The following is a 23,805-nucleotide window of genomic DNA, read 5'->3' as shown; positions in this document are numbered from 1 at the left end:
AGGGCATGCGCCGGTTATTTGCGATCCTGTTGACCGCCCTCGTCTGTCTGGGGTGGGCTCAACAAGCCGCCCGAGCCGACTCGAACTGGCAGATCACCCGCTACGACATGCAGATGGTGGCCGAACGCGACGGTGCCATCAACGTCACCTTGGAGTTCGACTTCGACTTCGGCAACGAACGCGGTCACGGCCCCGTACTGGCGCTGCCGAACCGGATGGAGGTCGCCGACGATCCCGACCGCTGGCGGGTGCTCGAGATCAGCAATATCCAGGCCAGCAGCCCCAGCGGGGCACCGGCACAGGTGGCTCGCAGCGGTTCCGGTGGTGTGATCGAAGTGCGCATCGGCGACGAGAACCGTTATGTCCGAGGTGTGCAGACCTATGTCGTGACCTTCACCGTTGAGGGCGTGGTGAACCCCGATGTGAACGGACGCGATGAGATCGCCTGGGATGCGATCGGCGGTTTCGAGCTGCCGATCAGTAACGCCACGGTCAGCCTCGAAGGCCCCGACGAAGTGGTCGAGTCCGAATGCGTGGCGGGGGAGCGGGGCACATCGACCCCCTGCACCGATGAGCAGGTCACCGACAACCGGGTGGTCTGGAGCCAGGATCGTGTGGAGACCGGCGACGGCATGACGGTGGTGGCCGCCTTCCCCGGCGGCACCTTCCCCGGTGCCGAACCGAGGTTCACCAAGCGCTACCACCTCGGCAACACGCTCGTGGTCAACGAGGTCACCGGCGGCGTCTCCGGTGCGGTCGCGTTGCTGGGTGTGGGTGGGGTCGCCTTGCTGGCCCGGCGGCGCGGCCGCGACCGGGCCTGGGCGAACCTGCCCCCGGGGCTCACCCCCGACGACCCGCGCAGTGCCCAAGTGGTGACCCGCGACAAGCGCGCGCCGGTGGCCGTCCAGTTCACGCCACCGAAGGGCTTGCGACCCGCCGAGGTGGGCACCCTGATGGCAGAGCGGGCCGAGATGAAGGAGGTCAGCGCCACCCTGATCGACCTGGCGGTGCGCGGCTACCTGCAGATCCAGGAGGAGCCGAACGACCGCAAACGGCTGATCAAACTGCGCAACTCCGACGGGCTGGCACCGTTCGAGAAGGCGGTCTTCCACGGGGTCTTCGCCCGCAAGGACCAGCCGCTGCTGCACAAGATCAAGACGATGCCCGACATCGTGTCCAAGACGAAGTTCCAACTGGACCGGGCCGTCACCGACGCCGGCTGGTTCCGTGGCAATCCCACCCTGGTGCGCACCCTGTGGTACGTGCTGGGTGTCGCCGTCACGATCGGCGGGGTCGGGCTCGGACTGCTGCTGGGGCTGGCGGCCGGCTGGGGCTTGTTCGGTGTGGCGATTGCCCTGATCGGCCTGGCCATCATCGGCACCGCGCACGTGATGCCCGCCCGTACCCCGCAGGGCAGTGCGATGCTCGCTCAGGCCAAGGGCTTCGAGTTGTATCTGACCACCGCCGAGGCCGATCAGTTGCGCTTCGAGGAGGGCGAGGACATCTTCTCCAAGTACCTGCCCTACGCGATCGTGTTCGGCGTCGCCGAGCGGTGGACCAGGGTGTGTACCGCACTGGCCGCCGAGGGCCGGATGAATATCGACACCGGTTGGTATGTGGGCCCGTACGTGATGTTCAGCCACCCGGCGGCCTTCGCCGGCAGCATGGCCGGCTTGTCCGACTCGATGACGTCCGCCATGACCTCAGCGGTGGCCTCCTCGGCGGCTTCGGCCGGCGGGTCGGGCTTCGGCGGCGGAGTCGGTGGCGGTATCGGTGGGGTCGGCGGCGGCGGCTGGTAAACGCGATGATGAGCGGCCCCTCACGCACCGGCGAAGGGGCCGCTCATTACGCACAGCTCAGGGCATCACCGGCTGGGGCGGCGGCTGATGGCCACCCTGGCCGTAGGGGTCGGGCCCCGGGCCACCCTGCGGCCCCGGACCACCTTGCGGCGCGCCGCCCTGCTGGGACGCGCGCTGCCGCGCGATGGCGATGGACTGCGGGGTGGCGCCCGGCTCGTCCTCACCGAGCGGTACCGCCACAACCGCGGTGCCGTATGCGCACACTTCGGTGAAGGCCTGGCCCATGTCGCCGGTGTCGAACCGCATGCCGATGATCGCGTTGGCGCCGCGTTCCATCGCCTGCTGCCACATCCGGTTCATCACCTCGTTGCGGGATTCGTACACGATCTTGGTGTACTCGGTGACCTCACCGCCGCTGATCGAGCGGAAGCTGGCGGTGAAGTTCGCGCCGAAGTTGGCCGACCGTACGGTCATGCCCATCACTTCACCGAAAACCGCTTCGATGCGGTAACCGGGGATTTCGTTGGTGGTGACGATAATCATGGGCCAAGTATGCCCCCGGGCCGGTGAACTTCGCGCGGCTACAGCGCCAACAAGGGCCGACCGGCTGAGCGGTGGATTGACTTTGGTGCCACCGACCCCGACCGATCGTCAGCACGCGGCGGGCGGAGGGTGATCTCGCGGTCAGGGAGCGGGGACGGTGGCCCGGGCCCGGACGATCTTGCGGCGAATCCAGACCTCGCGGCTGCCATCGCGATAGCGTCGCAGCCGCTGCAGTTCCCAACCGCCGTACTCGGCGTGTTCGGTCAGCAGCTGTCGTACGGCATTGCGAGACAGGGTGCGGTCCAAACGCACTCTGTGAACCTCGTACTCGACCGATCGGCGCATTCGCTCATGATGCCATGTCACTGCTATAGTCGGTCGGCGTCGCCGACGAGTATCGGGTGGCGGCACAGCCTGGTCCGGGTGGCGGAATTGGTAGACGCGCCAGCTTGAGGTGCTGGTGCCCCGTTTGGGGCATGGAGGTTCAAGTCCTCTCTCGGACACGCTTCGGGTAAACCCGGCGTCATGCGAAAAACCGCGTGATGCCGGGTTTCTTGGTCTCCGGCGCCGAGGGTTGCCACGGCCCCTAGAATGTGAACATGGAGCCGAATATGCCCGAGCGACGCATGCGCGCCGGGGACGCCGACCGGGATGCCGTCCTGGAGGTGCTCCAGACCGCCTACGCCGAGGGGCGCCTGACGATCGAGGAATACTCCGAACGCCAGGACGCGGTACTGCAAACCAGCTACTTGGACGAGTTGACCACGCTGATCGATGACCTGCCCGAGCAGGAGTCGTTCACCGCACAGTCCTTGGCGCCGCGTGAGGCTCCGGTACCGGTGGTACCCGACGAGCCTGCCCGTTGGCATGCCGCGGTGATGAGCGGCAGCACCGTCGAACTCGAACGGGGCAGCGAGGGCATGAACAGCGTCGCCTTCTGGGGCGGCGACGACATCTACCTCACCGACGCGATGGGGCCGGGGGTCACGATCACGCTCAACCTGCACACGGTGATGGCCGGCAACGACATCTACGTCCCCGAAGGTGTGCGGGTGATCGACAAGCCGATCGCCATCATGGGCGGCAACAGCATCAAGAAGGACGCCCGGGGCGACGGCTCCAACGGCACCCTGATCCTGCGTGGCCTGGCCTTCTGGGGCGGCAACGAAGTGCACCTCGACAAGCGTCAGGACAAGTCCCGCAAACAGATCGAAGGCTGAGACCGCTCCGGTCGGGGAGGGTCCGATCAGGCAGGCAGCATCCGCGGGACGGTGACCGGCGTCCGGTTCAACATGCGTCGGGCCAGACGGTGCAGCGTCGCGCGCCGCTCGCCACGATTCGGCAGGGCATAACGGAAGACCTGGCGCCAGGCCGAGGCGGCCTGCTTGTGCAGCGGTCCGCTGACGTAGTGCAGCCCGTGTCGCTCCATCAGTTCCTGCACCTTGGGTGCCACCTCCGCATACCGGTTGCTCGGCAAATCGGGGAACACATGGTGTTCGATCTGGTACGAGAGGTTTCCGGTCATCAGGTGCATCAGTGGTCCACCGGAGATGTTGGCCGAGCCGAGCATTTGGCGGACGTACCATTCGCCGCGGGTCTCGTCCTCGATCGCTTCGGTCTCGAAGGTGGACACTCCCGAGGGAAGGTGACCGCAGAAAATCACGGTGTGGGCCCACAGATTGCGCACCAGATTCGCCGTCGCATTGGCCAGCAGGGTGGGTACCGCCGAGGGGCCGCTCAGGGCCGGGTGCAGCACGTAATCGCGGAACCCGTGCTTGGCCACCTTCTTCAGCATCGCGCGCAGATCGGCCAGGTAGGTGGTCCGATCGCGTTCGCCACGTTTCATGGCCGGGGTGCCCAGGTCGTGGATCGCCACCCCGTACTGGAAGAACACCGCGTTGAGCAGGTTCGTCATCGGCTGCAGCAAATGCCCGGGTTGCCACTTCTGGTCGGGGTCGACGCGCAGGATGTTGAAGCCCAGGTCGTCGTCCTTGCCCAGCACATTGGTGTAGGTGTGGTGCCGCACATTGTGTGCCTGCTGCCACTGCGAGCTGGGGGAGGCCATGTCCCACTGCCAACTGGTCGAGTGGATCTTCGGGTCCCGCATCCAGTCCCACTGGCCGTGCAGCACGTTGTGGCCGATCTCCATGTTCTCCAGGATTTTCGACACGCTCAGCCCGGCCGTTCCGACGATCCAGGCCGGCCAGAACTTGCTGAACAACAGCACCACGCGACTGAGCAGCTCCAGCGATCGCTGCATCCGGATCAGCCGGCGGATGTAGCCGGCGTCCTTCTCGCCCCGGGAATCGAGCACCTCCTGGCGGATGGCATCCAACTCGGTGCCGATCTGTTCGATGTCCTCGGCACTCAGTTGAGCCATCGGGTTGGCTTTGCCCGAGGCATAGGTCGCGGTCGGGGTCTTGGGACGGGTGGACGACAGCCGGTGACCGCCGCGTCCGGAGCGCAGTTTCGCTAGAGAATTCTTGAGGGTGTTGGGAATGGCCATGATGTTCCTACAGATCGATCGAGCAAGAGCCGGCGGCAGCGCTGACACAGGTTTGGATCATCACGGCCTCTCCGGGGGTTGCGGTGACGATGTCGCCGGTGCGCAGGTCGCGCACCGCACCTTCGGTGAGTGGGGCAACACAGCCGAAGCAGATGCCCATCCGGCAGCCCGAGGGCATCAGCACCCCGGCGTCCTCCCCGGCATCCAACAGCGGTTCGGCCGCATCGCCGTGGGCACGCACATCGGAGCGGGTGAAGTGGGCTTCGCCGCCCTCACCCTCGACGACCAACTCGACGTGGAAACGCTCCACGTGCAGGTTGTCCGTCAGGCCCTGATCGGCCCAGTGCTGTTCGGCGTCGTTCAACAGGGGAGCCGGGCCACAGGCCCAGGCCTCGCGCTGTCGCCAGTCGGGGACGACGGTGTCGAGGTCGCCGACCGGGAGTTTGCCCTCGGCCTCGGTGAACCGTTCCACCAGGGTCAGCCGGCCGTCGGCGACCATCCGGTGCAGTTCCTCGCGGAACATCATCCGTTCGGGGGTGGGGGCCGAATGCACCAGCACCGCGTTGGGGAAGCGGTAGCTGCGCAGCATGCCCATCACCGGGGTGAGGCCGCTGCCGGCGGTCAGGAACAGTACCTTGGCCGGCAGGGGGTCGGGCTGGGTGAAGAAGCCGACGGCCTGATCCAGCATCAGCATCGTGCCCGGGGTGAGCGCGCGCAGGATGTGGTTGCTGACCACGCCGTCCGGAATCGCGCGCACGGTGATGCTGACCAGCCGGTCGTGCCAGGTGGGTGGGCTGGTGATCGAGTACGAACGCCACAGTCGCACCCCGTCGACGTCGACTCCGATGCGCAGATACTGCCCGGGCAGGTGCCCGCGCCAGCCGCGGCCGGTGAGGATCGTCACGGTGGTGGCGTCGGCGGTTTCGGGGCGCACCGAGATCACCCGACCCCGGAGCGGAGCTCCCGCACGCAGTGGCAGGAACAGATCGAGGTAGTCGCCGGGGGACAGGGGGGTGGTGATCAACCGGGCCAGCGAGCGGGCGCTGTTGCGGATGGATCGTTGCAGGGTCGGTCGGACTTCACGCTGGGTGAGTGACACACTTCTAACTTACCCAACCGTAGGTTGTTTTCCCAAAAGCTCAGCGACCCGGATTCGGGCCACCGGACACATCGTCCAGCGCAGCGGCGATCTCGGCCGGCAACTCACGGTCCTCGACCGCGAGCAGCTCGCGCAGTTGCTCGGAATTGCGCGGCCCGACCAGGGGAGCGGTGACCCCGGGAGCATCGCGGATCCACAGCAGCGCCACCTGGGCCGGGGTCAGGTCGAGGCCCTCGGCCGCCTTGGCCACCGCTTCGACCACCGCCCGGCTGCGGGTCTCCAGATAGGGCTCCACGAACCATTCGAGGTGCTCATCGGCGCCCCGGGAATCCCTGGGGGTTCCGGTGCGGTACTTGCCCGACAGCACTCCGCGACCCAGCGGTGACCAGGGCAACACCCCCAGTCCCATCGCACGGGCTGCCGGGATCACCTCGATCTCGGCGCGTCGGGCGAGCAGGGAGTACTCGATCTGGGTGGTGGCCAGCGGGGTGCGATTCGCGTCGGCCTTCTGCCAGGTGGCGGCCTGGGCGGTTTGCCAGCCGACGAAGTTGGACAGCCCGACATAACGGGCCTTGCCCTGGGACACCGCCAGGTCGAAGGCGGCCAGGGTTTCCTCCAGGGGTGCCTCGCCCCAGGCATGCACCTGCCACAGATCGACGTGGTCGGTGCGCAGCCGGCGCAGCGAATCCTCCAACTCGCGCAGCATGGTGGAGCGGGAGGTGTCCATCATCCGCTCGCCGCCCTCGTTGACGAAGCCCGATTTGGTGGCGATCACCAGGTCTTCGCGGGAGAGGTCGCGCATCACGATCTCGCCGATCATCTTCTCGGTGTCGCCGGCCCCGTAGGCCGCAGCGGTGTCGATCAGGTTGCCGCCGGCCTCGACGAAGGTGCGCAGCAGCTCGCGTGCGGCCGGGCGGGTCACCGATCGGCCCCAGGTCAGGGTGCCCAGGCCCAACCGGGAGACCCGCAACCCGGTGGTGCCAGCGATCCGCCGTTTCATGGTGAGCGACATTACCGGTCGGCCTGCTGCCATGTGTTGCTACGCCCGGTGTCACGTGATGGATGTAAACGCACCCCACAGCCACCCATGTGGTGCGTTCGGGCACTAGCGGGCCGGTTGGGGTGCGTTTGTGTCCACGTGCATCCAGACGAAGCACCCGAGGTGGGCTCAGGGCAGCGGGTGCAGCACCCCGGTGAGCAGCAGCACCGCAACCACCGCGGCCAGAATCAGCCGGTACACCACGAAGATGGTGAAGTTGTTGCGGCTGACGTAGCGCAGCAGCCAGTGGATGACGCCCAGCCCGACCGCGAAGGACACCACGGTGGCCACGCCGATGCCCAGCCAATTCGGCGGAGTCGGGTCGGCACTGATCTCGGTGAGCTTGTAGAACCCCGACCCCAGCACGGCCGGAATCGCGAGCAGGAAGGAATACCGTGCGGCCGCCTCACGGGTGTAGCCCATCGCCAGACCGGCCGAGATCGTGGCGCCCGAACGGGAAACCCCCGGGATCAGGGCCAGCGACTGCGCCAGGCCGTAGAAGATGCCGTCGCGCCAGGACAGCTTCTCCAGCGGCTTGACGTGGCGGGCGAACCGGTCGGCCAGGAACAGCAGCACAGCCACCCCACCCAGCATCGCCACGGTCACCCACAGGTTGCGCAGGGCGTGATCGATGTAGTCCTGGAACAGCAGCCCGAGCACCACGATCGGTACCGACCCGATGATCACCAGCCACCCCATCCGCACATCGGGGTCGGATTGCGGCACCTTGCCGAACAGGGCCAGCACCCACCGTTTGATGATCCGGCCGATGTCCTTGGCGAAGTACAGAATCACCGCCGCCTCGGTGCCGATCTGCACGATCGCGGTGAAGGCCGAGCCGGGGTCATCGCGGCCCAGCAACTGGCCGACGATCGACAAGTGGGCGCTGGAGGAGATCGGCAAGAACTCGGTCAGTCCTTGGACCACCCCCAAAATCAGGGCTTCCCACCACGTCATCTGACACTCCTGAACTGTTCGGCTCCTGCGATCCGAGAGGCAACTGTAGACCGCGATGCAACCCGGCTGGGTACGGTCGGGGTGTGACCATTCATTCCGAGCATCCGTTCGCCACCCCCGAGCCCGACCGTGACCCGGTGCGCCGGTTCCGGGGCCGGATGCCGGCGCCGGTCACGGTGTGGACCACCGGGGCGGGCCGCGAGCGACAGGGGTGGACGATCGCCTCGATGCTGCTCGCCGAGGGGCCGGTGGCCGAGGTGCTCGGGCTGCTGGACGCCGATTCCGACCTGGCCGATGACCTCACCGCCGGCGCCGACCGGCTGGTGGTGAACCTCCTGGGGCCGGATCAGGCCCCGGTGGCCGATGCCTTCGCCCGGGTCGCGCCGGCCCCCGGCGGGCCCTTCACCCTGGGGCAGTGGCAGGACTCCGAATGGGGGCCGGTACTGGCCGACACCGCGGGCTGGCTCGGGGTGCGGGTCACCGCCCACGAAGACCGCCTGGGCTGGACCACGATGGTGCGCGGCGAGGTGGAACACGTGGAGTTGTCCGACCACGCTGCGCTGGGGTACCTGCGCGGACGCTATCTGGTGCCCTAACCTTTGCGAACATGACGACCCTGGTCCTGGTGCGGCACGGCCGCACCACCGCGAATGCCAATCACGTGCTGGCCGGACGCAGCCCCGGGGTGCACCTGGACGAGGTCGGTGTCGAACAGGCCCGGACGGTGGGCCGGCGGCTGGCCGGGGTGCCGGTGAGCGCGGTGTTCTCCTCCCCGATGGAACGCTGCCTGCAGACCGCAGCAGTGATCGGCGAGCAGGTCGACCTGCCCCCGGCGACCGCGGTCGAGGCGCTCACCGAATGTGACTACGGGGCCTGGACCGGCTCCACGCTGAAGGACCTGGCCGCCGAGGCGCTGTGGCAGGTGGTGCAACAGAACCCGTCCGAGGCGGCCTTCCCCGACGGGGAATCGCTCAGCGAGATGTCCACCCGCGCGGTGAACTGGGTGCGCGCCACGAACCGGCACCTGGCCACCGCCCAGGGTGCCGACGCGGTGTGGCTGGCGGTCAGCCACGGTGATGTGATCAAGGCGATCGTCGCCGACGCCCTCGGGATTCACCTCGATCAGTTCCAGCGCATCATGGTCGACCCCGGCTCGGTCACCGTGATTCGCTACACCCCCGCGCGTCCGTTCGTGGTCTGTGTGAACACCACCTCGGGTGAACTGGCCCCGGTCTGCGCCGGCGGTGCCGCGGCAGCGCAGGTCGGTGGCGGCCTCGGCAGCGGCGACTGACGTAGGCTGGTGCCATGGCTTCGGTGGTTTATCACTACGACGAACCCGATCGTTTCGTGGCCGGTACGGTCGGGGAACCCGGCGCACGCACCTTCTTCCTGCAGGCGCGTCAGGCGAACCGGATCACGTCGGTGGTGTGCGAGAAGGAACAGGTCGTGGTGCTCGCCGAGCACATCGAGAAGGTGCTCAACGAGATCCAGCGCCGCACCGGCCAGCCGGACCTCACCCTCGCCCCGCCGCAGGTCGACAACGCGCCACTGGACGTGCCCATCGACGAGGAGTTCCGGGTGGGCACGATGACCATCGCCTACGACGCCGACGAAGACCGGCTGATCATCGAAATGTTCTCCACCGAGCACGTCGACGAGGCCGCCGAGGAGCCGGACTTCTTCGCCGACGAGACCGAGATCGCCAAGCACGAGGCGGAACAGGCCGCCGAGGCCTTCGTGGTGCGCATCACCAAGGATCGGGCCCGCGACTTCGTGGCCCGAGCCCAGGCCGTGGTCTCGGCCGGTCGTCCGCCCTGCCCCTTCTGCGCCCAACCGTTGGAACCGGCCGGACACGTCTGCCCGCGCGCCAACGGGTACCGCCGAGCGTTGTTCTGAGAGCGGTTCGTCAGCCAGCATGCGCCATCCGTGTTTCGACGCCGATTTGAGCGGTACCCCGACCATCGTCGGCCGCTTGATGCAGGCCTCCAACGCCACCTTTCTGGTCGAACTGGACGACGACCGGCAGGCGATTCACAAACCGGTCGCAGGGGAGAAGCCCTTGTGGGACTTTCCCGACGCCACCCTGGGCCACCGCGAACTCGCCGCCCACGACCTGTCGGTGGCCTCCGGGTTCGATGTCGTGCCGCGCACCGTCTGGATCGACGAGGGCCCCCTCGGCCCGGGCATGTTGCAGGCCTGGGTGGACACCGAGGACGAGGACGAACTGGTCGACCTGCTGCCGGTGGCCGAGGCCGATCAACCCGGTTGGTTGAAGATCTTCACCGGCCTGGATGCCCACGAACAACCCGTCGCGGTGGTGCACGCCGATGACCCCCGGTTGCGTCGGCTGGCACTGTTCGACGTGGTGATCAACAACGCCGACCGCAAGGGCGGCCACGTCCTGCTGTCACAGGGAACGGTGTTCGGGGTCGACCACGGCCTGACCTTTCATGTCGAACCCAAACTGCGCACCGTGTTGTGGGGCTGGGCCGGCCGGTCGTTCAGCACCGATGAGGTGACCCTGCTGGAAAACACCGACCGGGTCGCGCAGGAGTGCTTGCAACCGTGGCTCACCGAGGCCGAGATCGCCGCCACCCGAGAACGAATCGCCGACCTGCTCGCGGCCGGGCATTTCCCGGCCCCCGGACGGGACTGGCCGACGATTCCGTGGCCACCGTTCTGACCCCGGCAAAGTAATTGAAAGTTCTCGCAACTGGTTCGGGTCGGGTACTGTCGCCCCCATGGATTCCTGGCAGGTGCCCAGCCCACCCCGCATTCCCGGAGACGGCTCCGCGCCGCTGGTGGCCCACGACAGTGCCACCGGCACGAAACAGCCGATCGGCCCCGAGTCCGGGACGGCGAAGATCTACGTCTGCGGGATCACCCCCTATGACGCCACCCACATCGGGCACGCCAACACCTACCTGACCTTCGATCTGCTGAACCGGGTCTGGCTCGACCGGGGACTGACCGTGGAATACGTCCAGAACGTCACCGACGTGGACGACCCCCTGTTGGAGCGCGCCCACCGCGACGGGGTCGACTGGCGAGTCCTGGCCCGGGAACAGATCGCGCTGTTCCGTGAGGACATGACCGCGCTGAATGTGCTGCCCCCGCAGCAGTTCATCGGCGCCACCGAAGCCATCGACGAGGTTGTGCACCTGATCGAGCGGCTGCGCGAACTCGGCACGGTGTACCGGGTCGACGACCCCGAATACCCCGACTACTACTTCACCACCACCGACGCCCCCGGCTATGTCGGGCTTTCCGGGCTTTCCCGCGAGCAGGCCCTGGCCACCTTCGCCGAACGCGGCGGCGACCCCGACCGGCCCGGCAAACGCGACCCCCTCGACGCCCTGCTCTGGCGGCTGGCCCGCCCGGGCGAACCGTCCTGGCCGTCGGCCCTGGGGGAGGGTCGGCCCGGCTGGCACATCGAATGCGCCGCGATCGCCCTGGAGAATCTGGGCCCCGCCTTCGACGTCCAGGGTGGCGGCTCTGACCTGGTCTTCCCCCATCACGAGATGAGCGCGGCACACGCCCACACCGCCTCGGGTCGTCCCTTCGCCCAGCACTGGCTGCACTCGGGCATGGTCGGCCTGGACGGGGAGAAGATGTCGAAGTCCAAGGGCAACCTGGTGTTCGTCTCGCGGCTGCGGCACGAGGGTGTCGACCCGAGAGCGATCCGGCTGGCCCTGCTGGCCCAGCACTACCGCGACGACTGGATGTGGACCTACCCGGGACTGTGCGAGGCCACCGACCGGCTGGCCCGCTGGCGCGAGGCCGTCCACAACGACACCGGGCTGAACGCAGCGGCCACCATCGCCGAGGTGCGCGCCGCCCTGCGCGACGACCTGGACGCCCCCCGGGCGCTGGCCGCGATCGACGCCTGGGCCGGGGGATCGCTGGCGATCGACTCCGACGACACCGAGGCCCCGGGGGAGATCATCGACGCGGTCGATGCCCTGCTGGGCGTCAACCTGCGTGGCTGAGCCCCGGACGATAGATTGACCCGCGTGAAAACCTTCGAGGAACTCTTCGCCGAACTGCAGGACAAGGCCCGCACCCGTCCGGCCGGTTCGGGCACGGTCGCCCAGTTGGACGCCGGGGTGCATGCGATCGGCAAGAAGGTCGTCGAGGAGGCCGCCGAGGTCTGGATGGCCGCCGAATACCAGTCGAAGGCGGAGGCCGCCGAGGAGATCAGCCAGCTGATCTACCACCTCCAGGTGATGATGGTGGCCCTCGATCTCGACCTGCGCGACGTGTACGAGTACCTGTGAGCAGTGGGTAGGGTCGGGGTCGTGATTCACCAAGGCCCGAAGCTCAAGATCGCCGTCCCGAACAAGGGCGCCCTGTCGGAGGCCTCCGCGCAGATGCTGCGCGAAGCCGGCTACCGGCAGCGCACCGACTCCAAGGATCTGGTTCTGGTCGACGAGGACGCCCATGTGGAGTTCTACTACCTGCGGCCCCGTGACATCGCCATCTATGTCGGTGAGGGCACCCTCGACGTCGGGCTGACCGGACGCGACATGCTGCTCGATTCGGGTGCCGACGCGGACGAAATCCTGCAGTTGGGCTTCGGCCGCAGCCGCTTCCGCTTCGCCTCACCCCAGGGCGAGAACCGCGACCTGGCCTCCCTGGAAGGGGCCCGGATCGCCACCTCCTACCCGGGGCTGTTGGAGACCTATCTGGCCGAGAAGAACATCACCGCCCGCCTGATCAAACTGGACGGCGCGGTCGAGAGCGCGATCCGTCTCGGGGTGGCCGATGTGGTCGCAGATGTGGTCGAGACCGGTAGCACCCTGAAGCGGGCGGGGCTGGAACTCTTCGGTGACCCGATCCTGGAATCGGAAGGGATCGTGATCCGGCGCGCCGACGCCGATCCCGAGCAGGTGAACCGGTTGCTCCAGCGGCTCAGGGGCGTCCTGGTTGCGCGCAACTACGTGATGATGGATTACGACGTGCCCGAGGCCTTGCTGGACGAGGCCGCCGAGCTCACCCCGGGCCTGGAATCGCCGACCGTGTCCCCGCTGGCCAAGGACGGTTGGGTCGCGGTGCGCTCGATGGTGCGTCGCCAGGATGCCCACGCCATCATGGACGACCTGTGGCAGGTCGGCGCCCGGGCGATTCTGGTCACCGACATCGCCGCCTGTCGCCTGTGAGCGCCGAACCCGCCCCGCTGACCGTCTGGCCGCGGGTGTCGCTGATCACCGCGATCATTCTGTCGCTGGTGTTGGTCGCCGCCGCGCTGTTCGGCTGGTACCGGTTGCCGTCCGACATCCAGGGAGAGTTCAACGTTTGGCAGATCGCCACGTTGATCGTGTTCATCCTGGTGATGATGGCGATGATGCTCGGCCTGGGGCTGTGCCGGGTGCGCGCCGATGCCAAGGGTGTGTTCGTGCGCAACGGACTGCTGTCGGAGACCTACCGGTGGGACGAGATCCGCGGCGTGCGATACCGCCAGGGAGACCCGTGGGCCTACCTGCTGCTCGACCCCACCGTCGGCCAGAAGGTGCACGGCGGGGACAAATTCCGGCGCCGACAGATGATCGCGATCCAGAACCCGGACGGGCAACGCGCCCGCGATGCCGCCGACCGGCTGGTGCAGATGGCCCGCTACTACGCCTCGGACGCGGGGGGCTCGGCGTCGGACTGACCCCGGGGGTTGGCCTGCCACCAGCCGTAGCCGCCGTCGGTGGTCTTCACCAGCCGGCGGCTCTGCGCGAGTTGTTGGTTGATCTCGTCGGCGATCACGAACGGGAACGGGCCCTGCAGGTCGATCAACACCGTATTGGCGCCCGACTGCACCGCCGCCTCGCAGACCTTGTCCAGGGTCGCCGGAATCGGCCGGGCGTCGGGTTGCCAGGCCGACATCGAATCGACCCCGGTGAACGCCACCATCGCCTTCTCCCCGTCCGGGCGCTGCAGCAGTACCGCGGCCATCTCGGCGTGCCGATCGGGTTCGGGGCCGGTGGCGTCCAGGTGGTCGCCGCTGGCCATGATCGGCACCAGTAGGCGCGACCCACACAGCTCCACCACCGCGTCGAGATAGGCGCGGGTGTCACCGCCCTCGGCGGCCGACAGGACTTGACGCACGGCCGGATCGGCCGTCCCGTCGTCATCGCTGAAAGTGCGGTCGGTGTCGCCGAGGGTCCGTCCGTGGGGCAGGTCTTGTCCAGTCATAGCAATCGCCAGCCTATCCAGGGACCGATGAGGGTGAATCCCGAGGCGTCAACGGTGGCCGTGTGAGAAAGTAATTGCATGACCTCCGACCAGTTCATGCTCCTGCTGTGCATCGCCATCGCCTTCGTCGGTGTCCTCTGGGCGCTGTTCTCGTGGCGACTGCGATCCGGCTACGGCCGCATCCTGCAGGGTGTCGCGATCATCCTGGCCGCGGTCGGTCTGTACCTGTCGGGGTTGCTGCCGCTGCTGTGGTCGGGCGTGAAGGCCGTGGTCGAGTGGATTCGCTCGGTGGTGCCCGACACCATGATCTGGACCGGGGTGAGCTTTCTCGGGGCAGCGCTGCTGGCCTGGCTGATCGGGGTCGTGTTGAACAGCCGCAATGTCGGCCGGGCCACCGCCGAACAGCGGGCCGAGGCCAAGGCGGCCAGGCGGGCGGCCAAGGAGTCGGCCAAGTCGGGGGAGGGCCGTCCGGCGGTCACCCCCGGACGCGCGCCGGCCGGCGCAGCCCCGGCGAACCGGGCTCCGGCGAACAAGGCTGCCGGAGACGACCTGGACGACATGGCCGAGATCGAGGCCATCTTGAAGGGCCGCGGCATCGAGTAGGCCCGACGAGTTGGGGCCCGGGCCGGATTTCGGCTAAGATGAACGACGGTCCGGCGCCTCGGTGCCGGCCCGGCATAAGCAGAGACCTGATCTCTCACCCGATCAACGGTGGACGTCGACGGGTTTTCGGCCATCATGGCGCCGACCGCACTCGCGTGGTCGGCCGCTCCCGGCTGACACCTTCAGGTCTGTGCATCACGCAAGATCACTGAACACTGGAGGAAGTATCAGCACAGAGCAGCGCATCAATGAGCGCATCCGGGTACCGGAGGTCCGTTTGGTCGGGCCCGCCGGTGAGCAGGTCGGCATCGTGCCGATCGAAGCAGCCCGCCAGCTTGCCCGTGAATCCGAACTCGACCTGGTCGAGGTGGCTCCCGACGCCCGCCCGCCGGTCGTCAAGTTGATGGACTACGGCAAGTTCAAGTACGAGAGTGCCCAGCGCGAACGGGAGAACCGGCGCAACCAGTCGAACACCGGCCTGAAGGAAATGAAGCTCCGGCCCAAGATCGACAGCAACGACTACGAGACCAAGAAGTCGCACGTGGTGCGCTTTCTCAAGGGCGGCGACAAGGTGAAGATCACCATCATGTTCCGTGGCCGCGAACAGAGTCGTCCGGAACTGGGTATCAACCTGCTCAAGCGCCTCGCTGAAGATGTTGAAGAGTACGGCTTCGTGGAGTCGGCCCCCAAGCACGAGGGCCGCAACATGCTGATGGTGCTCGGCCCGACCCGCAAGAAGGGGCAGGCCCGCGCCGATGCCGACGCCGAACGCAGCCGCAAGGCCGAGCGTCGTCGTGAAGCCCAGGAAGCCGAACGCACGATGCTGGCCGAACACCGCCAGCAGCACCAGTCCAAGCCCAAGAAGAAGGGCCCCGCCGACAACATGGATCCCGACATCGATCTGTGAGCCGGCCGCAAGCCACGCGAAACCCCCAGCCCGCCAGTCGGGTATGAAACAAAGGAGCAGATATGCCCAAAATGAAGACCCACTCGGGTGCGAAGAAGCGCTTCAAGATCACCGGTTCGGGCAAGGTCATGCACCGCAAGGCGGGCAAGATGCACCTCAACGATCACAAGGGCAACCGTCGCCTGCGCCGCTTGGACGGCGATGCGGTGATGGCCCCCGGCGACGCCAAGAAGGCCAAGAAGCTGCTCGGCAAGTGATCCCCTGACCGTTTTCCACCCCGCCCGGCCCTGCCGGGCACCCAAGCTGTAAGGAGAAAGTCCATGGCACGCGTCAAGCGTTCTGTGAATGCGCAGAAGAAGCGCCGCGAGATTCTCGACCAGGCCTCCGGCTACCGCGGGCAGCGCTCGCGGCTGTACCGCAAGGCCAAGGAGCAGGTGCAGCACTCCGGTGTTTACGCCTTCCGTGACCGTCGTGCTCGCAAGGGTGACTTCCGCAAGCTCTGGATTCAGCGGATCAACGCCGCCGCCCGCGCCGAGGGCATGACCTACAACCGGTTCATCTCGGGTCTGAAGAACGGTGGTGTCGAGGTCGACCGCAAGATGCTGGCCGAGCTGGCCGTGTCCGACCCGACCGCGTTCGCCGCGCTCGTCGAGGTGGCCAAGGCCAACCAGACGACCGTCGCCGCCTGAGGTTGAGCAGTACTCCCGAACCGACCGCAGCCGCAGCCCGGCACGTCCCCCGTGCCAGTGCCGCCGCGCTGCGGTCGGTTCGTCGTTTGACCAGACGCAAGGACCGCAGGGCCACCGGCGAGTGCCTGGTCGAGGGACGCCAGGCGGTGCGTGAAGCGCTCCGGTACGGCACCTGCCACCGGCTCTGGGTGGCCGAGGATCAGGTCGAGGCGATGGCCGACCTGATCGACCTGGCCACCGAACACGGGGTCGACTCGTGCACGGTGTCGGCCGCCGACCTGGCCGGGTTGTGTGATGCGGTCACCGCCCAAGGGGTGGTGGCCCACGCCGATTCCCCCGAGGTCGCCCTGCCCGAGCACTGGCCGCAGCCACCCTCGTTGGTGGTGATCTGCGCCCAGGTGCGCGACCCGGGCAATGCCGGCACCATCATCCGCTGCGCCGATGCTTTCGGTGCCGATGCGGTGATTCTGACCGGAGGTTCGGTCGAGCTGACCAATGCCAAGACCATCCGGGCCTCGGTCGGCAGCATCTTCCACCTACCGGTGATCACCGGCCCCGACCTGCCCGAGGCGATCGCCGCCTGTCGTGAGGCCGGCCTGCAGGTGCTGGCCGCCGACGGCTCGTCCGGCCCGACCCTGGACGATCTGACGCGTGCGGAACTTGCCGCCCCCACCGCGTGGGTGCTGGGCAACGAGGCCTGGGGGCTGCCCGCCGACGACGTCGCCCTGGCCGACCGCAGTATCGGCGTGCCGATGTACGGCCTGGCCGAAAGCCTCAATGTGTCCACCGCGGCGGCGATCTGCCTGTTCAGTACCGCCCGCGCACAACGAGGCTGACCACCACGTCCCGTCCGAAGTGCGCCGCCGCTGATCGGTAACGAGCGGGCCCGCGGGGACTGACGCAGCTAGGGTCGGAGGTGAACCCGACCGCCACGAATGGCGGCCACGACCGAGAGGACCCGACTGGTGGCAGTGACGATTGTGACCGGCGGTGCGCTGGGTATCGGCGGCGCCACCTCGCGACGGCTGGCCCGGCGCGGTGACTTGGTGCTGCTGAACGACATCAATGCCGAAGCCGCCGAGGCGACCCGGGCCGAGATCCTCGCCGAGGGGGGCCGCTGCGAGGTGGTCGTCGGCGACATCACCGAACCCGAGGTGATTACCGCGGTCGCCGACCGGGCCCGGGAACTGGGCGGTGGCGGCATCGGGGTGCTGGTGAACAATGTGGGCGATTTCAAACCCTTCGCCCGCAGTTTCGAGCAGTCCGAACCCGAGCACTGGCAGCAGTTGTACGAGATCAACCTCTGGCATGTCTTCGCGATGACCCATGCGGTGTTGGACACCATGAAGGCCCAAGGTGGCGGTGCAATCGTCAACGTGGCCACCGTCGAAGCCTTCCGGGGGATTCCGGGGCATGCGGTGTACTCGGCCTTCAACGCCGGCATCGTCGCTTTCACCCGATCGCTGGCGGTCGCGGTGGGGCAGTACGGCATCCGGGTCAATGCCATCGCCCCCGATCTGATCAACACGCCCGCCACCCCGGCCGAGATGATGTTGCGCGGGCGCGATCCCGACAACATGCGCTCGTGGGCGCCGCTGGCCCGCCTCGGCGAGGCCGACGATTGCGCCAAGGTGATCGAGTTCCTGTCCGGGGACGGGGCCTCGTACATGACCGGGCAGACCCTTCCGGTCGACGGCGGCACGCTGGAAGCCGGCGGCTGGTTCACCCGCTTCGACGGCAAGGGCTGGACGAACTTCCCCAAGGAGGTCTGAGGGCTCGCCTTTCACCGAGTCGTCACCGGGTCGATGCGCACTGCGCACGGCCCGGTTTTTGCTGCCCGGAGCTCCTGACCCGACCGACCGATGAAAAAGGTTTAAGGAAATGTCCTCACATACTGAGATGACCGTAGACGGATTTCGGGTCGCGGGTTAGCGTTTTCTTCATACCACCTAACGAGCGCTTGGTTGAGGAGTGAGATGGCCGTCACAGTTGAAGAGAAGCGCGAGCTGCCCCCGTCGATGGTTGAGCGGATGACGTTGATCCTGGACGCCTTCAGCGCCCCGGGTACCTGCCTGACCTTGGAGGGGATCTCGCGGCGAACCGGTCTGCCGCGGTCGACCGCGCATCGGATTCTCGAACAACTGGTGCGGGTGGAGTGGCTCGCCCACAGTCCCGACGGTTACGTGCTGGGTCCGCGGTCGCTGCGGCTGGGCTCCGGAATCCGCGACGAAACGATGATCCGGGAAGCTGCCTCGGCCCGGCTGCAGCAACTGCACTTGCGCACCGGTCTGGTCGTACACCTCGGTGTTCTGCAGGGCGGCGAGGTCTACTGCCTCGACAAGATCGGTTTCCGGGCGAACCTCGACGTGCCGACCAGGGTCGGGGTGCGCCTGCCCGCCCACCGCACCGCGTTGGGCAAGGCGATGCTCGCCTGGGTCGAGCCCGAGGTCGTCGAAGGTATGTACGGCATCGCGGTCTGCCGCAGTACCTCCGGGCGTCAGGGCAACCTGCACAAGGAGCTCTCCCGCATCCGGGCAGCGGGTGGACTGGCTTTCTCCACCGGTGCGCCCTTCGAGCACCTGGCCTGTGTCGGCTCGGCCATCCGCGGCCCCCGCGGCCAGGTCGGCGCGGTGTCCCTGACCGGTGAATCCGGGCTGCCGTTGGAGCGGGTGGCCGATCTGGTGGCCCACGCCACCCGCCGGATCTCGGAGGAACTCTGGCCCGACCATCAGGTGTCGACACGATCGCGCCGGCTGTCGGTGGTGCGCTGATTCAACGACAACGGCGGCGGGTGGGTTCGATCCCATCCGCCGCCGTTGTGCTGTCTGCGGGGCCGGCAGCAGTTGCCGCCGTGCTGCCGAGAATCAGCCGCGGGCCGGCTCGGCCTGCTCCGCCTCCCGGAGATTCTGTTCCACCTCGGCCCGCCAGGCTTCGTTCGGGCGGGTGGTGTCGATCTCGAACTCGAAGCGGTCGGTCATCTCCGGGGTGATGTCGGCGACGTCGGTGTAGAACTGCTGGTACCAACGACGCAACTGGTAGACCGGCCCGTCCTCCTCACACAGCAGCGGGTTGTCGATCTGGGTCTTGTTGTTCCAGATCTGGACGTCCTGCTCGAAGCCGATCTTGATGTACTGCGCCATCTGCTGGGCGGTCTCTTCGGCCGTGGCGGGGTCGGGGAAGTCGGTTTTCTTCACCTTGATCGCGTAGTTCAGCACGAAGTTGTTGTGATCGACCGGGTAGTGGCAGTTGATCAGCATCGAGTTGATGCTGAAATCGGCGAATTTGGTCTCCATCGGGTTCAACATGAAGGACGGACCGTAGTAGGTGCCGATCGACTCCATCCCCTGACGCTCCGAGGGCATCGTGCGCTTGCGCTCCACGTCGGCCCGTCCCTGGCCGTTCATGAACTGGGTGGCGATGTGACCCTCGAAGACGTTCTTGAAGTATGTGGGCAGGGAGCCGTGCACATAGAAGAAGTGGGCCATGTCGACGACGTTGTCGATGATCTCGCGGCAGTTGGAGCCCTTGATCTCGAACTTGTACCAGTACCAGTCGGTCCAGTCCGGGTCGTCGGCCATCGGAATGTCGGGGATCATCTGCTCCGGAATCGGCGGATTGCCCTCCGGGTCGTTCCACACGAACAGGATGCCGTCGTGCACCATGGTCGGCCAGGTTTGAGTGCGGGCGCGCAGGGGGACGCGGCGGGAGTAGGGGATCGAGGTGCATTTGCCCTCGCCCGACCAGCGCCAGTCGTGGAAGGGGCAGGCGACTTCGTCGCCCTTGACCTCGCCCTGGGAGAGGTCGCCGCCCATGTGGCGGCAGTAGGCGTCGAGGACGTTGATGTTGCCCTTGGTGTCGGCCCAGATCACCAGTTTTTGGCCGAAGGCGTGCAGGGTGTGGGGCTTGCCGTCGGAGAACTCCTTGGCCTGGCCCAAGCAATGCCAACCACGGGCATAACGATCCGGGTTGCCGGTGTTGTCGATCATCCGGACTTCGGTGTCCGTCATCAGTAGCTCCTCTCGAGGCTCCTGTCGATGCCACTCAGCGGAAGACGCAGGAGGGAGTCCGCCGGGCTTTGGGTCAAGCTAGCTCCGAGGCCGTCGCAGGTCCACAGATTCCCGCTCAATGGCCCGGGGTGCTTTCCGGCCAGCGGGAGGTTGAGCGAGGTCCCTTTACCCACATGCCAGGCTTCGAGCAAATGCTTGGTTGGCCTCATGGAGGAAGAATGGAACGAATTCAGTACGCCCGTGCCACCCACGGTGAAGAAGAGATCGAAGCGGTCGTCAAGGTGCTGCGCAGCGGTTCGCAGGGCTTGCGGATCGGGGCCAACGTCAAGGAGATGGAGACCCGCGTCGCCGAGTTGAGCGGCAAGAAGTACGGCGTGATGGTGAACTCCGGTTCCTCCGGCCTGTACCTCGCGGTCGATCTGCTGGGCCTGGAGCCGGGCAGCGAGATCATCACCTCGCCGCTCACCTTCTCCACCGATATCGCCCCGATCGTACGGGCCGGCCTGGTGCCGGTATTCGTCGATGTCGAACCCGACACCTATCAGGCCGATGTCAACCAGATCGAGTCGATGATCACCGAGCGCACCGGAGCCATCCTGTTGCCCAACCTGGTGGGCAACGCCCCCGATTGGGATCGCTTGCGCGAGATCGCCGACAAGCACAACCTGAAGCTCATCGAGGACAACTGTGACTCCCTGGGGGCCACCCTGCACGGCACCCCGACCGGCGCCCGCGCCGACTACTCGGTGACCAGCTTCGCGATGGCCCACATCATCACCTGCGCCGGCAACGGCGGCATGATCTCGGTCGACACCGAGGAAGACCGCGACCAGGCCCTGCTGCTGCGTCGCTGGGGCCGCCGCTCCGAGCCGAACCTGTTCGGCGGCGGTGCTGGACGGGTCTTCCGCGAAGATCTCGACGGTGTTCCCTACGACAACGACTTCATCTTCGACACCCTCTCGTGGAACTTCGAGCCCTCCGAACTGGGCGCGGCCTACGGCATCGTCCAGCTCAACAAGCTCGATCAGAATTACGCCCGTCGGCAGAAGACCTACGACGCCTACACCGCTGCTTACGCCGCCTTCCCCGACTTCTTCCGAACCCCGAAGTTGCTGGACGGCCTGCACACCGCCCTGCTGTGCTACCCGGTGTTGGTGCGCGAGGACGCGCCCTTCAAGCGCGCCGATCTGCAGGAGGCCATCGAGGCCGCCGGCATCGACACCCGCACCATCTGGACCGGCAACGCGGCCCGGCACCCGTTCCTGGACGGGGTTGAGTGGCGCCAGCCCGAAGGCGGCATGCCCGAGGCCGACAATGTCTTCGCCAACGGCATGTCCCTGGGTATGAGCCACGGCCTGAGCGATCAGGACGTCCAGCGGGTCTGCGACGCGATCACCAGCTTCGCCGAGAAGTGGTGAGCCGAGAATGACCCATGTGGTCGTTACCGGGTCGGCCAGTGGCATCGGCCGGGCGGTGGTTGATGACCTGCTCTCCCGTGGGTGTTCGGTCACCGGCATCGACCTGGCCGAGGGCCCGTCGCTGTCCCAGGTCGTCAACACCATCGCCGACGTCACCGACGAGGAGTCGATGCGCGCCGCCTTCGCCACCGGCGTCCGGCAGTGGGGGGTTGCCGACGGATTGGTCGCCTGCCACGGCATCCGCGGCCAGTTCGTGCCCACGATGGAGATGGACCTGGCCGCGGCCCGCAAGCTGATCGACGTACACCTGATCGGCACCCTGGTCGCGGCCCGCTGTTTCGCCGAACAGTTGCCCGACTACGCATCGGGATCGATCGTCGGCGTCTCGTCGACCACCGCTTACGGTGGCTGGGTGAATCAAGCCGACTACGGCCCGGCCAAGGCCGCGGTACAGCAACTGCTGCGCAACCTCGCCATCGAATGGGCGCCGCGAATCAGGGTGAACGCGGTGGCCCCCGGGCACACCCGCACCCCGATGGTGCAGTCGATGCTCGACAACGGCTACGACATCGATCCGGTGCTGCAGCGCAACCCGCTGGGACGACTGGCCGAACCTGCCGAGATCGCGACGGTGATCAACCAGCTCCTGCTGGAGGACACCTTCGTCACCGGCGTGTGCCTGCCGGTGGACGGTGGTTGGACGGCGGTCGGGAAATGACCGTGCGGCCGCGTCGGATCGGCGATGTCGAGGTGGGCGCCGTCGGCATGGGGGCGATGACCATCACCCAGGTGGACGGCTGGACCACCGAAGCGGCCGAACGCACGATCCACGCTGCCCTCGACGCCGGCGTCCGCTATTTCGACACCGCCGACACCTACGGCCCACCCGGGGCCCCCGGAGTGAACGAAACGGTGTTGGCCGCCTGTCTGGCCGACTACCCCGGCTCCACCGAGGACGTCCTGATCGGCACCAAGGGCGGGCACCTGCGGTACGGCCCGCCCGACAGTTGGTGGCTGGACGGACGCCCCGAACACCTGCGCAAGGCCGCGATCGGTTCCCTACAACGACTCGGCCTGGATGTGCTGCCCTTCTATCAATTGCACCGCCCCGACCCGGCAGTACCCCTGGCTGAATCCCTCGGCGGACTGGCCGCCCTGCACAGCGAAGGGCTGGTGCGCCGGATCGGGGTGTCCAACGTCAACGCCGACCAACTCTCCCTGGCCCGCCACATCCTGGGCGAGCGCCTGGTGGCGGTGCAGAACCCGCTCGCCCCCGACCTCGCCGACCCCGGCAGCCTCCGGGTGCTCGCTCATGCCGCCAAACTGGGGCTGGCCTTCCTGGCCTACAGCCCCTTCGGCGGACGACTGATGGCCAAGGCCGCCGGAGCCAACATCACCTCGCTGACCACCGTGGCCGAACGTCACGGGGTCAGCCGGCACCGGGTGGTGCTGGCCTGGCTGTTGGCTCTCTCTCCGGCCCTGATCCCGATCCCGGGGGCCAGCCGGCCGGAATCGGTGCGCGACAACATGGCAGCCGCCCGGCTCGACCTCGGCAAGGACGAGTTGCAGATGATCCACGACGAAATCACCAACGCAAACGCCCATCAGGAGAGCGAATGATCAACCACACCGGATTGACCGTCTCCGATCTGGAACGGTCCATCGACTTCTACGCCGCCCTCACCGGCGGCCGGGTCGACGGCCCCTACGAGAACTCCGGTCCGGCGGTGGACGCGGTCACCGGTTATCCGGGAGTGACCGTCCGGCAAGCCTTCGTGAACCCGCCCGAGGGACATGCCGTGATCGAACTACTGCAATACGTCGGCGGTTCCGACGTGGTGCTCGATCCCGACAACGGCTCGGTCGGTGCGGTGCACGTGGCCATCGAGGTTGCCGATCTGGACGCCGAACTCGAACGCCTCGCCGCCGCCGGCACCGCGGCGATGTCGGATCCGATCGTCGCCGGCCGCGGTGCGGTCGCCGGCTGCCGCGTCGTCTATGTGCTGGATCCGGACCGGATCCGGGTCGAACTCGTCGAGAAGCCCTAGGAGAGGAATC

29 protein-coding genes and 1 tRNA gene are annotated in these 23,805 nt (G+C 67.2%); 22 read left to right on the top strand and 8 right to left on the bottom strand.

All coding sequences use genetic code 11. The features are described 5' to 3' along the window. Positions 1-5: 5 nt before the first annotated feature. A complete protein-coding gene (locus ACR4XW_RS11560) occupies positions 6-1,799 on the top strand; it encodes a DUF2207 domain-containing protein (protein WP_434760706.1) in 1,794 nt (597 codons plus the stop codon). Positions 1,800-1,856: 57 nt separating this feature from the next. Here the strand turns inward: ACR4XW_RS11560 and ACR4XW_RS11555 are convergent, their stop codons facing one another. Beyond that, positions 1,857-2,342 carry a YbjQ family protein gene (locus ACR4XW_RS11555; protein WP_434760705.1) on the bottom strand — a complete coding sequence of 162 codons (486 nt, stop codon included), beginning with the start codon at positions 2,340-2,342 and terminating at the stop codon, positions 1,857-1,859. Between the two features lie 141 nt (positions 2,343-2,483). Further along, positions 2,484-2,687 (bottom strand): DUF5703 family protein, encoded by a 204-nt coding sequence (locus ACR4XW_RS11550; protein WP_434760704.1) that lies wholly within the window; start codon positions 2,685-2,687, stop codon positions 2,484-2,486. A gap of 72 nt (positions 2,688-2,759) precedes the next feature. Between ACR4XW_RS11550 and ACR4XW_RS11545 the strand changes: the two genes are divergently transcribed. Then, positions 2,760-2,845 (top strand) — tRNA-Leu (locus ACR4XW_RS11545). A gap of 108 nt (positions 2,846-2,953) precedes the next feature. After that, a complete protein-coding gene (locus tag ACR4XW_RS11540) occupies positions 2,954-3,562 on the top strand; it encodes a DUF1707 SHOCT-like domain-containing protein (protein ID WP_434760703.1) in 609 nt (202 codons plus the stop codon). Between the two features lie 26 nt (positions 3,563-3,588). On the opposite strand, the gene ACR4XW_RS11535 is transcribed toward ACR4XW_RS11540, so the two are convergent. From ACR4XW_RS11535 to ACR4XW_RS11520, 4 genes are all read right to left on the bottom strand, one after another. Beyond that, positions 3,589-4,848: a fatty acid desaturase family protein gene (locus ACR4XW_RS11535; RefSeq protein ID WP_434760702.1), complete on the bottom strand. Its 1,260-nt coding sequence runs from the start codon at positions 4,846-4,848 to the stop codon at positions 3,589-3,591. A gap of 7 nt (positions 4,849-4,855) precedes the next feature. Then, positions 4,856-5,947 carry a ferredoxin reductase gene (locus ACR4XW_RS11530; RefSeq protein ID WP_434760701.1) on the bottom strand — a complete coding sequence of 364 codons (1,092 nt, stop codon included), beginning with the start codon at positions 5,945-5,947 and terminating at the stop codon, positions 4,856-4,858. Positions 5,948-5,987: 40 nt separating this feature from the next. Further along, the gene (locus ACR4XW_RS11525) at positions 5,988-6,947 is read right to left on the bottom strand and encodes an aldo/keto reductase (protein WP_434760700.1); all 960 of its coding nucleotides are present in this window, start codon (positions 6,945-6,947) and stop codon (positions 5,988-5,990) included. A gap of 168 nt (positions 6,948-7,115) precedes the next feature. Then, positions 7,116-7,943 carry an undecaprenyl-diphosphate phosphatase gene (locus tag ACR4XW_RS11520; RefSeq protein ID WP_434760699.1) on the bottom strand — a complete coding sequence of 276 codons (828 nt, stop codon included), beginning with the start codon at positions 7,941-7,943 and terminating at the stop codon, positions 7,116-7,118. A gap of 83 nt (positions 7,944-8,026) precedes the next feature. Between ACR4XW_RS11520 and ACR4XW_RS11515 the strand changes: the two genes are divergently transcribed. The 8 genes from ACR4XW_RS11515 to ACR4XW_RS11480 are packed head-to-tail and all read left to right on the top strand — an operon-like array spanning position 8,027 to position 13,596. Next, positions 8,027-8,539: a flavin reductase family protein gene (locus tag ACR4XW_RS11515; protein WP_434760698.1), complete on the top strand. Its 513-nt coding sequence runs from the start codon at positions 8,027-8,029 to the stop codon at positions 8,537-8,539. An 11-nt stretch (positions 8,540-8,550) separates the two neighbouring features. After that, on the top strand, positions 8,551-9,234 hold the full coding sequence (locus ACR4XW_RS11510) for an MSMEG_4193 family putative phosphomutase (protein ID WP_434760697.1): 684 nt from the start codon (positions 8,551-8,553) through the stop codon (positions 9,232-9,234). Between the two features lie 14 nt (positions 9,235-9,248). Continuing rightward, complete coding sequence (locus tag ACR4XW_RS11505; RefSeq protein WP_434760696.1) at positions 9,249-9,839, top strand: DUF3090 domain-containing protein; 591 nt, start codon at positions 9,249-9,251, stop codon at positions 9,837-9,839. A 19-nt stretch (positions 9,840-9,858) separates the two neighbouring features. Further along, complete coding sequence (locus ACR4XW_RS11500) at positions 9,859-10,626, top strand: SCO1664 family protein (protein WP_434760695.1); 768 nt, start codon at positions 9,859-9,861, stop codon at positions 10,624-10,626. Between the two features lie 58 nt (positions 10,627-10,684). Continuing rightward, complete coding sequence (gene mshC / locus ACR4XW_RS11495; protein WP_434760694.1) at positions 10,685-11,932, top strand: cysteine--1-D-myo-inosityl 2-amino-2-deoxy-alpha-D-glucopyranoside ligase; 1,248 nt, start codon at positions 10,685-10,687, stop codon at positions 11,930-11,932. A gap of 24 nt (positions 11,933-11,956) precedes the next feature. Next, on the top strand, positions 11,957-12,220 hold the full coding sequence (locus tag ACR4XW_RS11490) for a phosphoribosyl-ATP diphosphatase (protein WP_434760693.1): 264 nt from the start codon (positions 11,957-11,959) through the stop codon (positions 12,218-12,220). 24 nt (positions 12,221-12,244) lie between these two features. Further along, entirely contained in the window at positions 12,245-13,102 is an 858-nt protein-coding gene (hisG, locus tag ACR4XW_RS11485) for an ATP phosphoribosyltransferase (protein WP_434760846.1), read from the top strand. Next, a complete protein-coding gene (locus tag ACR4XW_RS11480) occupies positions 13,099-13,596 on the top strand; it encodes a PH domain-containing protein (RefSeq protein WP_434760692.1) in 498 nt (165 codons plus the stop codon). Before hisG ends, ACR4XW_RS11480 begins: the two co-directional genes overlap by 4 nt. On the opposite strand, the gene ACR4XW_RS11475 is transcribed toward ACR4XW_RS11480, so the two are convergent. Further along, positions 13,560-14,123: an SseB family protein gene (locus ACR4XW_RS11475; RefSeq protein ID WP_434760691.1), complete on the bottom strand. Its 564-nt coding sequence runs from the start codon at positions 14,121-14,123 to the stop codon at positions 13,560-13,562. The genes ACR4XW_RS11480 and ACR4XW_RS11475 overlap by 37 nt on opposite strands. 78 nt (positions 14,124-14,201) lie before the next feature. On the opposite strand from ACR4XW_RS11475, the gene ACR4XW_RS11470 reads away from it, so the two are divergent. The 7 genes from ACR4XW_RS11470 (at position 14,202) to ACR4XW_RS11440 (ending at position 19,093) form a co-directional block, all read left to right on the top strand. Then, positions 14,202-14,726 carry a hypothetical protein gene (locus ACR4XW_RS11470; RefSeq protein ID WP_434760690.1) on the top strand — a complete coding sequence of 175 codons (525 nt, stop codon included), beginning with the start codon at positions 14,202-14,204 and terminating at the stop codon, positions 14,724-14,726. Between the two features lie 190 nt (positions 14,727-14,916). Further along, positions 14,917-15,633, top strand: a complete 717-nt coding sequence (gene infC, locus ACR4XW_RS11465; RefSeq protein ID WP_434760689.1) for a translation initiation factor IF-3 — start codon at positions 14,917-14,919, stop codon at positions 15,631-15,633. Positions 15,634-15,695: 62 nt separating this feature from the next. Next, positions 15,696-15,890, top strand: coding sequence for a 50S ribosomal protein L35 (rpmI, locus tag ACR4XW_RS11460; protein WP_434760688.1), 195 nt, complete (start codon positions 15,696-15,698; stop codon positions 15,888-15,890). A 63-nt stretch (positions 15,891-15,953) separates the two neighbouring features. Beyond that, positions 15,954-16,322, top strand: coding sequence for a 50S ribosomal protein L20 (rplT, locus tag ACR4XW_RS11455; protein WP_434760687.1), 369 nt, complete (start codon positions 15,954-15,956; stop codon positions 16,320-16,322). 2 nt (positions 16,323-16,324) lie between these two features. After that, positions 16,325-17,158, top strand: a complete 834-nt coding sequence (locus ACR4XW_RS11450; RefSeq protein ID WP_434760686.1) for a TrmH family RNA methyltransferase — start codon at positions 16,325-16,327, stop codon at positions 17,156-17,158. 129 nt (positions 17,159-17,287) lie between these two features. Beyond that, entirely contained in the window at positions 17,288-18,094 is an 807-nt protein-coding gene (locus ACR4XW_RS11445; RefSeq protein ID WP_434760685.1) for an SDR family NAD(P)-dependent oxidoreductase, read from the top strand. Between the two features lie 204 nt (positions 18,095-18,298). Next, on the top strand, positions 18,299-19,093 hold the full coding sequence (locus ACR4XW_RS11440) for an IclR family transcriptional regulator (protein ID WP_434760684.1): 795 nt from the start codon (positions 18,299-18,301) through the stop codon (positions 19,091-19,093). A gap of 93 nt (positions 19,094-19,186) precedes the next feature. Here the strand turns inward: ACR4XW_RS11440 and ACR4XW_RS11435 are convergent, their stop codons facing one another. Continuing rightward, entirely contained in the window at positions 19,187-20,329 is a 1,143-nt protein-coding gene (locus ACR4XW_RS11435) for a 3-ketosteroid-9-alpha-monooxygenase, oxygenase component (protein WP_434760683.1), read from the bottom strand. 218 nt (positions 20,330-20,547) lie between these two features. Between ACR4XW_RS11435 and ACR4XW_RS11430 the strand changes: the two genes are divergently transcribed. The 4 genes from ACR4XW_RS11430 to ACR4XW_RS11415 are packed head-to-tail and all read left to right on the top strand — an operon-like array spanning position 20,548 to position 23,795. Continuing rightward, the gene (locus ACR4XW_RS11430) at positions 20,548-21,747 is read left to right on the top strand and encodes a DegT/DnrJ/EryC1/StrS family aminotransferase (RefSeq protein WP_434760682.1); all 1,200 of its coding nucleotides are present in this window, start codon (positions 20,548-20,550) and stop codon (positions 21,745-21,747) included. A gap of 7 nt (positions 21,748-21,754) precedes the next feature. Next, positions 21,755-22,465, top strand: coding sequence for an SDR family NAD(P)-dependent oxidoreductase (locus tag ACR4XW_RS11425; RefSeq protein WP_434760681.1), 711 nt, complete (start codon positions 21,755-21,757; stop codon positions 22,463-22,465). Beyond that, a complete protein-coding gene (locus ACR4XW_RS11420) occupies positions 22,462-23,367 on the top strand; it encodes an aldo/keto reductase (protein WP_434760680.1) in 906 nt (301 codons plus the stop codon). Before ACR4XW_RS11425 ends, ACR4XW_RS11420 begins: the two co-directional genes overlap by 4 nt. After that, positions 23,364-23,795 carry a VOC family protein gene (locus ACR4XW_RS11415; protein WP_434760679.1) on the top strand — a complete coding sequence of 144 codons (432 nt, stop codon included), beginning with the start codon at positions 23,364-23,366 and terminating at the stop codon, positions 23,793-23,795. Before ACR4XW_RS11420 ends, ACR4XW_RS11415 begins: the two co-directional genes overlap by 4 nt. Positions 23,796-23,805 lie beyond the last annotated feature (10 nt).

Origin of the sequence: Pseudenemella bisphenolivorans, from assembly GCF_051133435.1 — a bacterium.
GTDB lineage: Bacteria > Actinomycetota > Actinomycetes > Propionibacteriales > Propionibacteriaceae > JAAYAO01.
Note: the sequence above shows the minus strand (reverse complement) of the source record. Positions and strands in the feature narration are given on the sequence as shown.

What these genes read in the sequence shown, in the direction of transcription:
- ACR4XW_RS11475 (WP_434760691.1), bottom strand. Translation starts at nt 14,123, where the DNA reads ATGACTGGACAAGACCTGCCCCACGGACGGACCCTCGGCGACACCGAC.
- ACR4XW_RS11435 (WP_434760683.1), bottom strand. Translation starts at nt 20,329, where the DNA reads ATGACGGACACCGAAGTCCGGATGATCGACAACACCGGCAACCCGGAT.
- ACR4XW_RS11510 (WP_434760697.1), top strand. Translation starts at nt 8,551, where the DNA reads ATGACGACCCTGGTCCTGGTGCGGCACGGCCGCACCACCGCGAATGCC.
- ACR4XW_RS11535 (WP_434760702.1), bottom strand. Translation starts at nt 4,848, where the DNA reads ATGGCCATTCCCAACACCCTCAAGAATTCTCTAGCGAAACTGCGCTCC.
- ACR4XW_RS11430 (WP_434760682.1), top strand. Translation starts at nt 20,548, where the DNA reads ATGGAACGAATTCAGTACGCCCGTGCCACCCACGGTGAAGAAGAGATC.
- ACR4XW_RS11540 (WP_434760703.1), top strand. Translation starts at nt 2,954, where the DNA reads ATGCCCGAGCGACGCATGCGCGCCGGGGACGCCGACCGGGATGCCGTC.
- ACR4XW_RS11525 (WP_434760700.1), bottom strand. Translation starts at nt 6,947, where the DNA reads ATGAAACGGCGGATCGCTGGCACCACCGGGTTGCGGGTCTCCCGGTTG.
- rpmI (WP_434760688.1), top strand. Translation starts at nt 15,696, where the DNA reads ATGCCCAAAATGAAGACCCACTCGGGTGCGAAGAAGCGCTTCAAGATC.
- ACR4XW_RS11425 (WP_434760681.1), top strand. Translation starts at nt 21,755, where the DNA reads ATGACCCATGTGGTCGTTACCGGGTCGGCCAGTGGCATCGGCCGGGCG.
- ACR4XW_RS11420 (WP_434760680.1), top strand. Translation starts at nt 22,462, where the DNA reads ATGACCGTGCGGCCGCGTCGGATCGGCGATGTCGAGGTGGGCGCCGTC.
- ACR4XW_RS11505 (WP_434760696.1), top strand. Translation starts at nt 9,249, where the DNA reads ATGGCTTCGGTGGTTTATCACTACGACGAACCCGATCGTTTCGTGGCC.
- ACR4XW_RS11415 (WP_434760679.1), top strand. Translation starts at nt 23,364, where the DNA reads ATGATCAACCACACCGGATTGACCGTCTCCGATCTGGAACGGTCCATC.
- ACR4XW_RS11520 (WP_434760699.1), bottom strand. Translation starts at nt 7,943, where the DNA reads ATGACGTGGTGGGAAGCCCTGATTTTGGGGGTGGTCCAAGGACTGACC.
- ACR4XW_RS11560 (WP_434760706.1), top strand. Translation starts at nt 6, where the DNA reads ATGCGCCGGTTATTTGCGATCCTGTTGACCGCCCTCGTCTGTCTGGGG.
- ACR4XW_RS11440 (WP_434760684.1), top strand. Translation starts at nt 18,299, where the DNA reads ATGGCCGTCACAGTTGAAGAGAAGCGCGAGCTGCCCCCGTCGATGGTT.
- ACR4XW_RS11555 (WP_434760705.1), bottom strand. Translation starts at nt 2,342, where the DNA reads ATGATTATCGTCACCACCAACGAAATCCCCGGTTACCGCATCGAAGCG.
- ACR4XW_RS11550 (WP_434760704.1), bottom strand. Translation starts at nt 2,687, where the DNA reads ATGCGCCGATCGGTCGAGTACGAGGTTCACAGAGTGCGTTTGGACCGC.
- mshC (WP_434760694.1), top strand. Translation starts at nt 10,685, where the DNA reads ATGGATTCCTGGCAGGTGCCCAGCCCACCCCGCATTCCCGGAGACGGC.
- rplT (WP_434760687.1), top strand. Translation starts at nt 15,954, where the DNA reads ATGGCACGCGTCAAGCGTTCTGTGAATGCGCAGAAGAAGCGCCGCGAG.
- ACR4XW_RS11500 (WP_434760695.1), top strand. Translation starts at nt 9,859, where the DNA reads ATGCGCCATCCGTGTTTCGACGCCGATTTGAGCGGTACCCCGACCATC.
- ACR4XW_RS11470 (WP_434760690.1), top strand. Translation starts at nt 14,202, where the DNA reads ATGACCTCCGACCAGTTCATGCTCCTGCTGTGCATCGCCATCGCCTTC.